We start from the raw sequence: 14,429 nt of genomic DNA, 5'->3' as shown, positions 1-14,429 counted from the left end.
ATGCACGCAATCGTGAAGCCGGAAGCCCAGCCTCCCTCTCGCGCTACCGGCGTTGCCCTGGCGTTGCGGCTCGCCTGGCGCGATCTGCGCGGCGGCCTGCGCGGCTTTGGCGTCTTCATCGCCTGCCTGGCGCTCGGCGTGATGGCGATCGCAGCGGTGGCCTCGGCTTCGCGCGGCCTGACCGAGGGCCTCTCGCGGGAAGGACGGCGCATCCTCGGCGGCGACGCCGCCTTCAGCCTGATCCACCGCGAAGCGAGCCCGCAGGAACTCGCCTTCCTCACTTCGCATGGCGCCGTCTCCACCATCGCCACCATGCGCGGCATGGCCAATGCCGGTGAGAAGGGCGCAGCCCTGGTCGAAATCAAGGCGGTCGATGCCGGCTATCCCAGCATCGGCGCGGTCACGACCGAACCGGCGGCGCTGCTCTCGGATCTCCTCGCTGAGCGTGACGGCGTCTTCGGCGCCGTCGCCGATCCCGTCCTGTTCGGGCGTCTCGACCTGAAGCCGGGCGACATCATCTCGGTCGGCGCAGCCAAACTGCAGCTTCGTGCCAATCTCGTCTCGGAGCCCGACAAGATCGCGGCCGGCGTCGGCTTCGGCCCGCGCCTGCTGACGACGCAGGCCGCCTTGCGCGCCACCGGCCTGCTCCAGCCCGGCAGCCTGGTGCGCTGGACCTATCGCGTCATCCTGCCCGCCGCCGCCTCTGACGAAGCCGCGCTCGACGCGCTGATCGCAGCCGCCGGCACGCAGCAGCGCGAGGCGGGTTGGGAGATCCGCTCGCGCTCCAACGCCAATCCGGGCTTCCAACGCAATCTCGAGCGCTTCACCCAGTTCCTGACGCTGGTCGGCCTGACCGCCCTGCTCGTCGGCGGAGTCGGCGTGGCCAATGCCGTGCGCCGCTTCGTCGAGGCCAAGAAGCTCGATTTCGCCACGATGAAGGCGATCGGGGCGACCGGCGGGCGCGTCGTCGCGATCCACCTGACCGAGGTCATGCTGGTCGCGGCCCTGGGCACCGCAATCGGCCTGGCGCTCGGCGCGGCCGCGCCTTTCGCGCTGGGCTATGCGCTCCAAGGCATCCTGCCGCTGCCCTTCGAGCCGACCCTGGCGCCGGGCGAACTCGGCGTCGCAGCGCTCTACGGCATGCTGACGGCGCTGGTTTTCGCGATTCTGCCGCTCGGCCGCGCCCATGACGTGCCGGTCTCGGCGCTGTTCCGCGACCAGATCGAGCCGGATGCCCGCCGCCCGCGCCCGGTCTACCTGATGATCTTCGCCCTGGCCCTGGCCGGGCTCGTCAGCGTCGCGCTCGTCTTCGCCTATGACCAGCGCATCGCGCTGATCTACCTCGCCGTGATGGCCGGCATCTTCCTGCTGCTGCGCGCGGTTTCATGGGGTCTGATGGCGCTGGCGCGCGCATTGCCGCGACCGCGCAATCCGAGCCTGCGCATGGCGCTCGCCAACAGCCACCGCCCCGGCGCATTGACGCCTTCGCTCGTGCTCTCGCTGGGACTGGGCGTCGCCCTGCTTTCGGCGCTGGCCTTCATCAATGTCAGCCTGACGCGCCAGCTCACCCAGGCTTTGCCGGAGAAAGCCCCGAGCTTCTTCTTCCTCGACATCCCCAATGCCGAATCGGCGCGCTTCGACGCCTTCCTCGCCGAACAGCGGCCGGGCGCGGTGACCGAGCGCGTGCCGATGATGCGCGGGCGCATCGTCAGCGTGAACGGGGTCAGGGCCGAGGACGTCAAGGCGACCGAGCAGGCCGCCTGGGTGCTCGACGGCGACCGCGGCATCACCTATGCCGCAGCCCTGCCGGAAGGCTCGAAGCTCAGCGCCGGCGAGTGGTGGCCGGCGGATTACAAGGGCGAACCGCTCGTCTCCTTCGACGCACCGATCGCGGCAGGAATCGGCCTCAAGGTTGGCGATACGCTCACCGTCAACGTGCTCGGCCGCAACATCACCGCCCGCGTCGCCAATCTGCGCGCGGTCGAATGGCGCTCGCTCGGCATCAATTTCGTGATGCTGTTCTCGCCCAACACCTTCGCCGGCGCGCCCCACACCAACCTCGCCACGATCACACCCGCCACCAATGCAAGCAGCGCCGACGATGCGAGTCTGCTGCGCAAGCTCGCCGTCGCGTTTCCTTCGGTGACGGCGGTGCGGGTGAAGGACGCGCTGGAAGCGGTCAACACCATCGTCGGCCAGCTCGCCACCGCGATCCGGGGCGCATCGGGCCTCGCCATCGCCGCCAGCCTGCTCGTCCTGGGCGGCGCGCTCGCGGCCGGACAGCACGCGCGGCTCTATGACGCAATGATCCTGAAGACGCTGGGCGCGACAAGGCGCTTTATACTTTCGTCGTACGCCCTTGAGTACGCAGCGATCGGCCTCGTTTCGGCATTGTTCGGCGTTCTCGCTGGCGCTCTGGCGGGCTGGGGCGTCGTCACGCAAGTGATGAAGATCGCATTCGTCAGTGATCCGACCGGGGCTCTACTGGCTGCAACTGCAGCTGTCGGGGTTACCGTCCTGTTCGGGCTTGTCGGAACGCTGCAGATACTATCGAAAGCGCCGGCTTCTCATCTGCGGAATTTGTGATGACTATCTGCTTCCGGCTAACGATAGACATGAAACGGCCGCTGCATTGCATCATTCGCACGCCACGTTTCTATGCGGGTGCGCCCCTTAACCATGACGGCCCCTTGTAAGCGCGGCCAATCCCCCTCATATTCGCGACATCGCCACGATTGTCGGCGATGATGGGTTTCGCAGAGGCGATATCCGTCTCCGGAATCAACGTCAGGGGAACTCGCTCGATGAGCAACTTCGACCGCAATGCTCCAGTCTGGGGTGCCGGCCGCGCACAGCAGACCAGCGCCGTCGAGATGGATCAGGGCCTGCGCTCGTTCATGCTCGGCGTCTACAACAACATGTCGATCGGTCTGGCCATCACCGGCCTCGCCGCGATCGGCATCTCCATGCTGGCGATCGCCGGCGTCTCGCCGACCGGCAAGGTCACGGCGCTGACGGCGTTCGGCCAGGCGCTTTATCTCAGCCCGCTGAAATGGGTCGTGATGCTGGCGCCGCTCGCTTTCATCATGTTCTTCTCGTTCAAGGCTGAAAGCATGAGCGCCGCGACGGCGCGCACCATGTTCTTCGCCTTCGCGGCGGTGATGGGCGTCTCGATGTCCTCGATCTTCGTCGTCTTCACCGGCGAGTCGATCACCAAGGTGTTCTTCATCACGGCTGCGGCCTTCGGGGCGCTGAGCCTTGCCGGCTACACCACGAAGAAGTCGCTCTCGGGCATGGGCTCGTTCCTGATCATGGGCCTGATCGGCCTGATGATCGCCTCGGTGGTGAACATCTTCCTGGCCTCGAGCGGGCTGTCCTTCGCCATCTCGGCGATCGGCGTGCTGGTCTTCGCCGGCCTGACCGCCTGGGATACGCAGCGCCTGAAGGAGATGTATCTCTACTCCGACCTGGACTCGGAATCGGCTGCGAAGCTCTCGGTGAACGGCGCTCTGTCGCTCTACCTGAACTTCATCAACATGTTCCAGATGCTGCTGAGCCTGTTCGGCAACCGCAACAGCTGATCATCGCTCCGCCATGCGGATAATTGAGAGCCCCGGCCGCAAGGCCGGGGCTCTTCTTTTGGGCAACCGCCCGGTCATCATCAGTCCATGACGACGCTTTCGATCCGCCCCGCCCGCCCCACCGACATTCCCGCCATCACGGCGATCTACGCCCATGCCGTCCTGCACGGCACCGCCTCCTGGGAGATCGAGCCTCCCGACGAGGCCGAGATGCTGCGCCGCCAGCAGGCGATCCTGGCCGGGGGCTACCCCTACCTCGTCGCGGAGCACGATAGGGCGCTGCTCGGCTATGCCTATGCCGGAGCCTATCGCCCGCGCCCGGCCTATCGCGCGACCGTCGAGAATTCGATCTATGTCGCCCCTGCCGCGCAAGGCTCGGGCGTCGGCAGTGCGCTGCTGGCGGCGCTGATCGAGGCCTGCGCCGCGCGCGGCTTCCGGCAGATGATCGCGGTCATCGGCGACGGCACCGGCGCCTCCATCGGCTCGCGCCGCCTGCATGAGCGCGCCGGCTTCCGGCTCATCGGCGTGGCCGAGAAGGTCGGCTACAAGCATGGCCGCTGGCTCGACCAGATGCTGATGCAGAAGGAGGTGGGCGAGGCCGACAGGGCGCCGCCCTCGCTGTGAGCCTCAGCTCACCACGCTCAGGCGCTTGTCGACCACGCGCAGCACGCGGCCGAGATCGGGGCCGCGCTTGAGCACGAGCCCCGTCGCCGCCACGACGGAATAGGCGCCCTGCCGCTTGGCCAATGCCGGGTCCTTGACGAAGCGATAAAGCGGTACCTCGGAAGAGCGGCGATAGACTGAGAACTGCGCCTTGTCCTTCAGGAAATCGATCGCATAGTCGCGCCATTCACCCAGTGCGACCATGCGGCCGTAGAGGTTCAGCAATTCCGCGAGTTCGCGTCGATCGAAGGTAACGGTGGGGGTTTTGGCCGGGCTGGGGAAGCCAATGACCCCGCCGGCCTGCTGCGATTGCGGCGTTTCGCTTTCGCTCATTGCGCCTCCCGATCGGCGACCGCCGGGTCGCCACGCTGTTTGGCAGGCGATGATGCGCCTGCGATGCTGCGCTGGCAAGGTTCCTCGACGGCAAGGCAATGACGGCCATCACAGCTTCGTCAGCTTCGCCGCATTTTCGCCCGAAACGGGACAAGCGAAGGCCAAACTACGCGGTTCAACTGACCATGTTGCCTCGACGGCCCGGCCTGACGATCTTCGGATTTGTCAGCCCCCCAGCCCCCCAGCCCCCCGGAGTTCGGATGGGCCGGGCCAATCGGTTCGAGGCTACCTCACGGCCGGCGGTCTCCGCTGGCCGTTTTCTTTTGCCGCTTGTTTCTACGATTCCGGTTGTTTCTACAATTTAGCGCGTCTGGCCGTGATATTCGGCATTGGGCCGCATATCGACCGCCGAGGCCATCCGGTTCGACATGTTGAAGAAGGCCGCGACCGCGCCGACATCCCAGATGTCGCGCTCGCCGAACCCGGCCTTGCGCAGGCCCTCGCGATCGGCCTCGCCGATCAGATGCGGCGTCTCCGTCAGCTTGACCGCGAAATCCAGCATGGCGCGATGCCGCACCGAGAGCTCGGCTGCCCGGTAGTTCATCACCATCAGTTCGCCGAGCACCGGATCACCCGAAAGCTGGCGCACCGCCGCGCCATGCGCGGTGAGGCAATAATAGCAGCGGTTCACGCTGGAGACGGCAACCGCGATCATCTCCCGCTCCAGCTTCGACAGGCCCGACGGCGCCAGCATCAGGTCGTTGTAGAACGTCGCAAAAGCGCTCAACTTGGCGTCGTCATGGGCATAGGACAGGAGTACATTGGGCACGAAGCCGAGCTTCTCCTGGCATTTGTCGAAATAGGCCTGATTCTCGGCCGAAAGCGTGCCAGGCGGTAGCGACAGCGCCATCACCGCGGGCGGCGAATCCTGCTGCGCCGGAGCCTCGCCCACCTTCGGTTTGTCATGCTTGGTCGCCATGGTTCCTCCTGTCACGTCGCTTGTGCCCGGACTTCGACAGGATCGGTCGAGTCAGGGTCCAATTTGGCCTTGCCGCGACCTCAGTCGCGGCGAAAGTTGAAAGGCCGCGCAGCCTATGTCATCGCTGCGGCAAAAGAACAGGGGGAGAAGCATGGCTAAGCGGGTACTGAATGCGACGGCTGCAGCCATCGCGGCGATCGAGGCTGCCGCCTCCCAGACCGGTGGCGCTCTCCCCGCCGAATTCGTGCGGCTGCTCTTCGGCCGCGTCGTCGCCGAGGATCTCGACGCCCTGCCACCGGCCATGCTCGCCCGCGCCGCTGTCGCTGCCTATGACCATCTGAGCGCGGCCCGCGCGCCTGGAGCCATCAAACTGCGCTTCTACGACGAGAGTTTCGACAGCGAGGGCCGCGAGCGCCAGCTGACGATTCTCGAGGTCGTCAACGACAACAAGCCCTTCCTGCTCGATTCGACCCTGGCCGAACTTACCGACCAGGGTTTCGAGCCGCTCCTCGTCGCCCACCCCATCCTGGCGGTCGCTCGCGATGCGGAAGGCCGGTTCCTCGAGCTTGCCGGCGAGGCAGCAGGCCGCGCGCCGGAGGGCACCCGCCGCGAAAGCCTGATCCATATCCATCTCGACCGCATCGATACGCCCGAGGCGCGCGAGCGCCTGCGTAGCGCGCTCGACCGTGTCTATGCCGATGTCGGACTGGCCGTCGACGATTGGGCCGCGATGCGTGGGCGAATCACCGAGGTGATCCAGGCCTATCGCGCCAACCCGCCGCCCTTGCCGGAGGATGAGGTCAGCGAGGCGCTGCAATTCCTCGAATGGATCACCGGCGATAATTTCACCTTGCTCGGCATCCGCGCCTATCGCTTCCCGGGCGGTGATGCCGCCGCAGACCCGATCGAGGGCTCGGGCCTGGGGATTCTGCGCGACCCCTCCGTCCGGGTCTTGCGCAAGAACCGCGAAATGGTGGTGACCACGCCCGAAATCCGCGCCTTCCTGGCCAAGCCCCAGGCGCTGATCATCACCAAGGCCAACGTCAAGAGCCGGGTGCACCGGCGCGTCCATCTCGACTATGTCGGGGTCAAGCTCTTCACCTCCGACGGCCGGCTAGACGGCGAATTGCGCATCGTCGGCCTGCTCACCTCCAATGCTTATACCGGCAGCGCTCGCGCGATTCCCTATCTGCGCCTCAAGGTCGCGCGCGTCGCCCGTAATATCGGCTTCGACCCGGCGAGCTATTCCGGTCGGGCATTGATGAACGTGCTCGACGCCTTCCCGCGCGACGAGCTTTTCCAGATCGACTCCGTGACGCTGGAAAGCTTCGCGCTCGACATCCTGCAGCTGACCGAACGGCCGCGTATCCGGGCGCTGGCCCGTGCCGACGAGTTCGATCGCTTCGTCTCGATTCTCGTCTTTATCCCCAAGGATCGTTACGACACCACAGTGCGCCGCCGTGTCGGCGAATTCCTCGCCCGCATCTATGAAGGCCGCATCTCGGCGGCCTATCCGGCCTATCCGGAAGGTCCGCTCGCCCGCACGCATTACATCATCGGCCGCGACGAGGGCAGAACCCCCAAGATCGATCGCGCCACGCTCGAACGTGGCATCAGCGCGATCGTGCGAACCTGGGGCGATGGCCTCAAGGACGTGCTCGACCGGCAGAAGGCAGGGCCCGCTGCCCGCGCGCTCGTCGAGCGTTATGCCGAAGCATTCGGTGCCGCCTATCGCGAGCGCTTTGAAGCGCAGGATGCGCTCGCCGACATCGACATCCTGCAGAAGCTGACCCCCGACCGGGGCCGCGCGGTCAATCTCTACCGCCGCGAGGGCGACCCGGCGACGCGCGCCAATCTCAAGGTGTTCTCGCGCGGCGCGGCGATCTCGCTCTCGGCCCGCGTGCCGGTGCTGGAGAATATGGGCTTCCGCGTCGTCAACGAGCGCACCTACAACATCCTGCCGCAGCCGGCCGCGAGCGAAGGCTCGGAGACCGCCCCCGTCTGGCTGCACGACATGACCCTGGAGCGCGCCGACGACAGCGCGATCGACGTCGAACGGCTCGACCCGACCATCGAGGCGGCGCTGATGGCGCAGTTCCGGGGCCTGGCCGAATCCGACCGCTTCGACCAGCTCGTCCTGGCCGCAGGGCTGGCTTGGCGTGAAGCGGCGCTGCTGCGCTCGCTCGGGCGCTATCTGCGCCAGGTCGGCGCACCCTATGCGCAGGACTACATCGCCGACGCGCTGACCCGCCATGCCGGCATCGCCTCGGGCCTCGTTGCGCTCTTCCTCGCCAAATTCGACCCACGCATCGATGCGACACAACGCGAGGCCCGCGTCGCCGTCGAGCGCGAACGCATCGAGACCGCGCTGAACGACGTCACCAGCCTCGACGAGGACCGCATCCTGCGCCGCCTCGTCAATCTGATCGATGCCGGCCTGCGCACGAATTTCTTCCAGATCGGCCCGGACGGACATCCGCGCGGCACGATCTCAATCAAATACGAATGCGCCAAGCTCGATTCGCTGCCGCTGCCGCGCCCGCTCTACGAGATCTTCGTCTATTCGCCGCGTGTCGAGGGCGTGCATCTGCGCTTCGGCAAGGTCGCGCGCGGTGGCCTGCGCTGGTCCGACCGGCCGCAGGATTTCCGCACCGAGGTGCTCGGCCTGGTCAAGGCGCAGCAGGTCAAGAACGCCGTCATCGTGCCTGTCGGCGCCAAGGGCGGCTTCGTGCCCAAGCAGCTTCCCGCCCCCTCGGACAGGCAGGCCTGGCTGGCGGAAGGCACCGAGAGCTACCGCATCTTCGTGCGCACACTGCTCGAGCTGACGGACAATCTCGATGGCGAGACCGTGATCCCGCCCGCCGACACCGTGCGCCATGACGGCGACGATCCCTATCTCGTCGTCGCCGCCGACAAGGGCACCGCGACCTTCTCCGACACGGCCAATGCGCTCTCGCTGGAGAAGCATCACTGGCTCGGCGACGCCTTCGCCTCGGGCGGCAGCCAGGGCTACGACCACAAGAAGATGGGCATCACGGCGCGCGGCGCCTGGGAAGCGGTGAAACGCCATTTCCGCGAAATCGACATCGACATCCAGACCACGCCCTTCACCGTCGCGGGCGTCGGCGACATGTCGGGCGACGTCTTCGGCAACGGCATGTTGCTCTCACCGGCGATCAAGCTGGTCGCCGCTTTCGACCACCGCGACATCTTCCTCGATCCCGATCCGGATCCCGCAAAGACCCTGGCCGAGCGCCAGCGCCTGTTCGATCTGCCGCGCTCCTCCTGGGCCGACTACGACAAATCGCTGATCTCGCCCGGCGGCGGCGTCCACTCGCGGCAGGCCAAGAGCATTTCGCTCTCGCCGGCGATGCAGGCGCTGCTCGATCTGCCCAAGGCCGAGGTTACGCCGCCCGAATTGATGACGGCGATCCTGAAGGCGCGGGTCGACCTGCTCTGGTTCGGCGGCATCGGCACCTATATCCGCGCCGCCGACGAAAGCGATGCGCAGGTCGGCGACCGCGCCAATGACGCGATCCGCATCACCGGCGCCGATGTCAGGGCGAGGGCGATCGGCGAGGGCGCCAATCTCGGCGCGACCCAACGCGGGCGCATCGAGGCCGCGCGCAAGGGCGTCAAGCTCAACACCGACGCGATCGACAACTCGGCCGGCGTCAACACCTCCGACGTCGAGGTCAACATCAAGATCGCGCTCGCCGGGCCGGTCAAGGACGGTCGTCTCGCTGAGGATGACCGCAATACGCTCCTGGCCGAGATGACCGACGAGGTCGGCCTGCTGGTGCTGCGCAACAACTATCTGCAGACATTGGCGCTCTCGCTCACCGAAGCGCAGGGACAGGCGGCGACGCCGGGCTTGCGACGCCTGATGCAGGCGCTGGAGGCCGAAGGGCGTCTCGACCGCAGCGTCGAATATCTGCCGAGCGACGCGACCATCGCCGAGCGCGAAAAACGTGGCGAAGGCCTGACGCGGCCGGAGCTTTCGGTGCTGCTCGCTTATGCCAAGCTTGCTCTGCACGACGCGCTTCTGGCCTCTCCAGTGCCCGACGACCTCTATCTGAACAGCGAACTGGTTCGTTACTTCCCCAAGGCGCTGCGCGACGGCTACGCGCCCGAGATCGCCGGCCACAAGCTGCGCCGCGAGATCGTCGCGACACAGCTCGCCAACGCCATCGTCAATCGCGGCGGCCCGGCGATCGTGACGACGCTCGCCGACCAGACCCGCGCCGAGGCTCCGGCCATCGCCGCCGCCTATGCGATCGCGCGTGATTCCTTCGATCTGATCGCGCTCAACGCATCGATCGACGCGCTCGACGCGAAAGTACCGGGCAAGACCCAGCTCGGGCTCTACGCTGCCGCGCAGGAGCTGGTGAGCGACCGGATGAGCTGGTTCCTGCGCCGGGGCGTGGCCAAGCCGGGCGCGATCGAGCAGACGGTGGCGCGCTATGCCAAGGGCGTGAGCGCGCTCGCGGCCGAGCTCGAGACCCTGCTGCCGGAGGCTGCCGCCCAGGCCCGCATCGCCCGGATCGCGGTGCTGACCTCGGAAGGCGTGCCCGAGGTGCTCGCCGCCCGGATCGCCAGCCTGCCGGCGCTCGCCCAGGCAACCGACATCGTCGATATCGCGGAGCGCACGGGGCGCGACATCACCGAGGTGGCGCGGATTCATTTCGGAGTCGATTCGGTCTTCGGCCTGTCGAATCTGGAGGGCGCTGCCGCCGCCGTGCCGGCCACCGACGATTACGAACGCCTCGCCCGCGAGCGCGCCGTCGAGACCCTGGTCGATGCCCATGCCGGCCTGACCCAGGAGATCGCGGGCGCGGCCAACGGCGCCGGCACCCTCGATGCCTGGCTCGACACGCGCGGCGCGGATGCCGAACGCACCCGCAGCACGGTCTCGGCCATTGCCATGTCGGGCCTCTCCCTGCCAAAGCTGATGGTCGCCGCCGGCATGCTTGCCGACCTGCCCAACAAGCACAGTTGAACGAGATCCCCATGACCGAGACCGGACCGGAACCGACCGCGACCCGTATCGACCCGAAGCTGCTTGAAATCCTGGTTTGCCCGGTGACCAAGACGACGCTCGAATATGACGCGGCCAGGCAGGAGCTGATCAGCCGCGCCGCCAAGCTCGCCTACCCGATCCGCGACGGCATCCCGATCATGCTGCCGGAAGAGGCAAGGCAATTGGAGGGCTAGAGCGTTTTCGAGCGAAGTGGACACCGGTTCGCGTGAAGAAAACGCGTCAAAACAAGGAGCTGGAGCATTTCCGCGATTCGGGGAAACGCGGAAATGCTCCAGAGCGTTTTCGAGCGAAGTGGGCACCGGTTCGCGTGAAGGAAACGCGTTAAAACGATGATCTGGAGCAATTGAACGATCCAATCGGATCGGTTGCAGGCGCGAGGGCCACTTACAAAGGGTTGGCCTCCAGCCATTCAATTGCCTGCGCCGCGCTCTGCTCGGGCTGGCTGACGGGGTAGAACACGGCTTCGACCGCTCCCTCCCGCAAGACCAGCGTCAGGCGCTGGATCAGCCGCATGCCCCCGGCTTCGAAGGTCGGCAGGCCCAACGCCTCGGTCAGCGCGAATTGCGCGTCGCTCAGCACGGCGAAAGGCAAATGCAGCCGCGCCGCCATCTCCTGCTGATAGGCTGTCGGCTGCGTGCTCAGCCCGAATACCGCCGCCCCGAGCGAAGCGAGATCCGCATGATGATCGCGAAAGCTGCAGGCCTGTGGCGTGCAGCCCTTCGCGCCGGGGATCACATCCCATCCAGCCAGGGCGGGCTGCCCCGGCTCGCTGGTGCGGGGATAGCAGTAGATGACCGTGCGCGGGGACGGCAAAGCCGAAAGATCGATGCTGCCGCCTTGCGTCGAGGCCAGGCGGACCGGCGGCAGGGCAAGCCCCTTCAGGCGCTCGCACAGGGTGTCGCCCAGAACGGGCATGATGGTCGCTTGATTCACGGAATGGCCTCTCTGGAACAGGATGATGCGAGACGAGGCGCCGGTTCGCTCCCGGCTCCAGCCGCGGGGTGACGCCCTGCGCCCTTACAGCGCCTCGCCGCGCAACAGCCGCGGAGTCGCGCCGGCGAGCCCCGCCGCCTCGCGAATGAAAAAGCGCTTCAGCCCCGGCAATCGGTCGACCAGACCCAGGCCCAGATCGCGCGCGAGCCGCACCGGGGTGACGTCGTTCGAGAACAAACGGTTCAGCCCGTCTGTGACCGCGCCCATCGCCACCGTGTCGAAGCGGCGCGCACGCTCATAGCCTTCGAGCACCTCGGCGGCTCCGGGGTCGAGCCCGAGCCGGGCCGCGTCGACGATCGCTTCGGCCAGGGCCGCGACGTCCTTCAGCCCGAGATTGAGCCCTTGTCCGGCGATCGGGTGGATGACATGGGCGGCGTCGCCGAGCAGGGCCAGCCGCTCCCCGACGAAGCGTCGCGCCACGCCGAAGCCGAGCGGATGCGCGCTGACGGCGCTCTCCAGCGCGATCTCGCCGAGCTCCAGCCCGAAACGCCGCTCGATCTCGGCCAGCAGGTCGGCTTCATCCAGCGAGAGCAGCGCCGGCACATTCTCCGCGCCTTCAGTCCAGACGATCGAGGAGCGATGGCCAAGCCTGCCTCCATCGGTGAGCGGCAGGATGGCGAAGGGGCCCGATGGCAGGAAATGTTCGACGGCGCGGCCGTGATGCGGGCGCTCGTGACCCAGCGTCGCGACCAAACCGGTTTGCCGATAGGCCCAGCCGACCCAGCCAATGCCGGCCTGCTCGCGCAGCTTCGAGCGCGCCCCGTCGGCCGCCACGAGCAAAGCCGCCTGGAGCCGCTCGCCATCAGCGAATCGGAGTTCGACCTCGTCATCCCTGCTTTCGAAGCGGCGCACGCCCTCGGGGCGCAGCACCACGCCCGCAGCGCGGCAGGCGTCGAGGAGCGCCCCCAGCAGCGCCGCATTCTCGACCATATGAGCGAAGGGCTGGCCAGGTTCGACCTCGCCATCGAAAGTCAGGAAGACCGGGCGCACCACATCCGGGTTGCGGCTGTCGGTGACGACCATCTCGGTCATCGGCTGGGCGGTCGCTACGACCTTCTGCCAGATTCCGAGCGCCGCCAGCATGTTCTGCGCCGCGGCGGCAACCGCATAGGCGCGGCTGTCGGCGCGTGGCGCCAGGCTCAGCGACGGATCGGCCAGCACGATCTCGAAGCCTGCGCCAAACGCCTGCTTCAGCGCCAGCGCCAGCGACAATCCGGCGATCCCGCCGCCCGCGATCACGATCCGGTTGCGGGCCAGGCCCAGTCCAGACGCCATTGGAATCCACTCCTCGCCCGACGGCCCTGCAGAAGGCGCGCCGGCTTGACGACGCGCGATGCGTCGGTGCTGATGCAGCATAGACTGCGATCGCGCCCGCCCGAAGAGCCTTCAGACCATGACACAGATCAGCGACTCCCTGCTGTCGATTCTCGACCTCGAGCCGCTCGAACGCAATCTGTTCCGGGGTCGCAGCCCCAAGGTCGGCTGGCAGCGCGTCTTCGGCGGGCAGGTGATCGGCCAGGCGCTCTATGCCGCCTGCAAGACGGTGGAAGATCGCCAGCCCCACTCGCTGCACGCCTATTTCCTGCTCCCGGGCGATCCCGAGATCCCGATCATCTACGAGGTCGACCGGCTGCGCGACGGTCGCTCCTTCACCACGCGACGCGTACTGGCGATTCAGAAGGGCGAGGCGATCTTCGCCATGTCGGCCTCCTTCCACGTCGCGGAGGAAGGTTTCGAGCACCAGATGCCGATGCCCGACGTGCCGATGCCGGAGGATCTGCCCGACCGCGAGACCATGAAGCGCAGCGTGCTGCCGCATATGCCCGACGCCGTGCGCGCTTATTACCAGCGCGAAAGACCAATCGAGATCAGGCCGGTCGAATTGGCCCGCTATGCCAGCGGTGGCAAGATGGAGCCGAAATTCAACGTCTGGATCAAGGCGATGCAGCCCTTGCCCGACGAACCGGCGATCCACCAGAGCGTGCTCGCCTATGCCTCGGACCTGATGCTGCTCGATTCGAGCCTGATCGCCCATGGCAAGAACGTTTTCGACAAGCAGATCCAGGGCGCCAGTCTCGACCATGCGCTCTGGTTCCACCGGCCCTTCCGCGCCGACGAATGGCTGCTCTACGCCCAGGACAGCCCCTCGACCTCCGGTGCGCGCGGCTTTTCGCGCGGCCTCATCTTCAACCGGGACGGTAAGCTGGTCGCCTCGGTTGCACAGGAAGGTCTGATCCGCCCGAGGCTGGACATGGCCTGAGTGCTTTCTGAGCATCGGCCTAATAAATCATCATTTGCATATTTCTTGACCAACGCTGGCGGCCTCATCGCCGGTGTGTTCGCTGATTCGCGAATTCAACCCCCGGTGTGACCACGGGGCAGTTGGCACGCGCCTTGAATTGCCGTTTCCCGACGTGCGCCGAAACTCTCGAAGGTGCGCGAGGCGCAACAAGATCGCCGGGGCTGACTTCCGGGCGGCGTAAACGGGGAAACCCTGCAATGAAGATCGTGATGGCTATCATCAAGCCGTTCAAGCTGGAGGAGGTGCGCGACGGGCTCACCGCCATCGGCGTGCACGGCCTGACCGTGACCGAGGTGAAGGGCTATGGCCGCCAGAAGGGCCACACGGAAATCTACCGTGGGGCCGAATACGCCGTGAGCTTCCTGCCGAAGATCAAGATCGAGGTCGCCGTGTCCGACGAGCTCGTCGGCAAGGTGATCGACGCGATCACTGCCGCCGCCCGCACCGGCCAGATCGGTGACGGCAAGATCTTCGTTTCGTCGATCGAGAAAGCCGTGCGCATCCGCACTGGCGAAACCGACGGCGACGCCCTCTGAG

11 protein-coding genes are annotated in these 14,429 nt (G+C 66.7%); 7 read left to right on the top strand and 4 right to left on the bottom strand.

Features of this window, described 5'->3' with window-relative positions; translation table 11 throughout:
* The 3 genes from J2Y55_RS28620 (at position 1) to J2Y55_RS28610 (ending at position 4,205) form a co-directional block, all read left to right on the top strand.
* Positions 1 to 2,586, top strand: a complete 2,586-nt coding sequence (locus tag J2Y55_RS28620) for an ABC transporter permease (protein WP_310160110.1) — start codon at positions 1 to 3, stop codon at positions 2,584 to 2,586.
* Between the two features lie 218 nt (positions 2,587 to 2,804).
* On the top strand, positions 2,805 to 3,581 hold the full coding sequence (locus J2Y55_RS28615) for a Bax inhibitor-1/YccA family protein (protein ID WP_310160107.1): 777 nt from the start codon (positions 2,805 to 2,807) through the stop codon (positions 3,579 to 3,581).
* Positions 3,582 to 3,668: 87 nt separating this feature from the next.
* The gene (locus tag J2Y55_RS28610; protein ID WP_310160106.1) at positions 3,669 to 4,205 is read left to right on the top strand and encodes a GNAT family N-acetyltransferase; all 537 of its coding nucleotides are present in this window, start codon (positions 3,669 to 3,671) and stop codon (positions 4,203 to 4,205) included.
* Positions 4,206 to 4,208: 3 nt separating this feature from the next.
* Here the strand turns inward: J2Y55_RS28610 and J2Y55_RS28605 are convergent, their stop codons facing one another.
* Both J2Y55_RS28605 and J2Y55_RS28600 read right to left on the bottom strand, forming a co-directional pair.
* Positions 4,209 to 4,577: a DUF2794 domain-containing protein gene (locus J2Y55_RS28605; RefSeq protein WP_310160104.1), complete on the bottom strand. Its 369-nt coding sequence runs from the start codon at positions 4,575 to 4,577 to the stop codon at positions 4,209 to 4,211.
* A 361-nt stretch (positions 4,578 to 4,938) separates the two neighbouring features.
* On the bottom strand, positions 4,939 to 5,487 hold the full coding sequence (locus J2Y55_RS28600) for a peroxidase-related enzyme (protein ID WP_310160187.1): 549 nt from the start codon (positions 5,485 to 5,487) through the stop codon (positions 4,939 to 4,941).
* A gap of 220 nt (positions 5,488 to 5,707) precedes the next feature.
* On the opposite strand from J2Y55_RS28600, the gene J2Y55_RS28595 reads away from it, so the two are divergent.
* Positions 5,708 to 10,555 carry an NAD-glutamate dehydrogenase gene (locus tag J2Y55_RS28595; protein WP_310160101.1) on the top strand — a complete coding sequence of 1,616 codons (4,848 nt, stop codon included), beginning with the start codon at positions 5,708 to 5,710 and terminating at the stop codon, positions 10,553 to 10,555.
* Between the two features lie 11 nt (positions 10,556 to 10,566).
* Positions 10,567 to 10,770: a Trm112 family protein gene (locus J2Y55_RS28590; RefSeq protein WP_310160099.1), complete on the top strand. Its 204-nt coding sequence runs from the start codon at positions 10,567 to 10,569 to the stop codon at positions 10,768 to 10,770.
* Positions 10,771 to 10,981: 211 nt separating this feature from the next.
* On the opposite strand, the gene J2Y55_RS28585 is transcribed toward J2Y55_RS28590, so the two are convergent.
* Both J2Y55_RS28585 and J2Y55_RS28580 read right to left on the bottom strand, forming a co-directional pair.
* Positions 10,982 to 11,530 carry a peroxiredoxin gene (locus tag J2Y55_RS28585; RefSeq protein WP_310160096.1) on the bottom strand — a complete coding sequence of 183 codons (549 nt, stop codon included), beginning with the start codon at positions 11,528 to 11,530 and terminating at the stop codon, positions 10,982 to 10,984.
* An 84-nt stretch (positions 11,531 to 11,614) separates the two neighbouring features.
* Positions 11,615 to 12,865 (bottom strand): ubiquinone biosynthesis hydroxylase, encoded by a 1,251-nt coding sequence (locus J2Y55_RS28580; protein ID WP_310160095.1) that lies wholly within the window; start codon positions 12,863 to 12,865, stop codon positions 11,615 to 11,617.
* A gap of 118 nt (positions 12,866 to 12,983) precedes the next feature.
* Between J2Y55_RS28580 and tesB the strand changes: the two genes are divergently transcribed.
* Together tesB and J2Y55_RS28570 are read left to right on the top strand one after the other, a co-directional pair.
* Complete coding sequence (gene tesB / locus J2Y55_RS28575) at positions 12,984 to 13,850, top strand: acyl-CoA thioesterase II (RefSeq protein WP_310160094.1); 867 nt, start codon at positions 12,984 to 12,986, stop codon at positions 13,848 to 13,850.
* Positions 13,851 to 14,089: 239 nt separating this feature from the next.
* Positions 14,090 to 14,428: a P-II family nitrogen regulator gene (locus J2Y55_RS28570; RefSeq protein ID WP_092178245.1), complete on the top strand. Its 339-nt coding sequence runs from the start codon at positions 14,090 to 14,092 to the stop codon at positions 14,426 to 14,428.
* The last annotated feature ends 1 nt before the right edge of the window (position 14,429 follow it).

Origin of the sequence: Allobosea sp. BE125 (assembly GCF_031456075.1) — a bacterium.
GTDB lineage: Bacteria > Pseudomonadota > Alphaproteobacteria > Rhizobiales > Beijerinckiaceae > Allobosea.
Note: the sequence above shows the minus strand (reverse complement) of the source record. Positions and strands in the feature narration are given on the sequence as shown.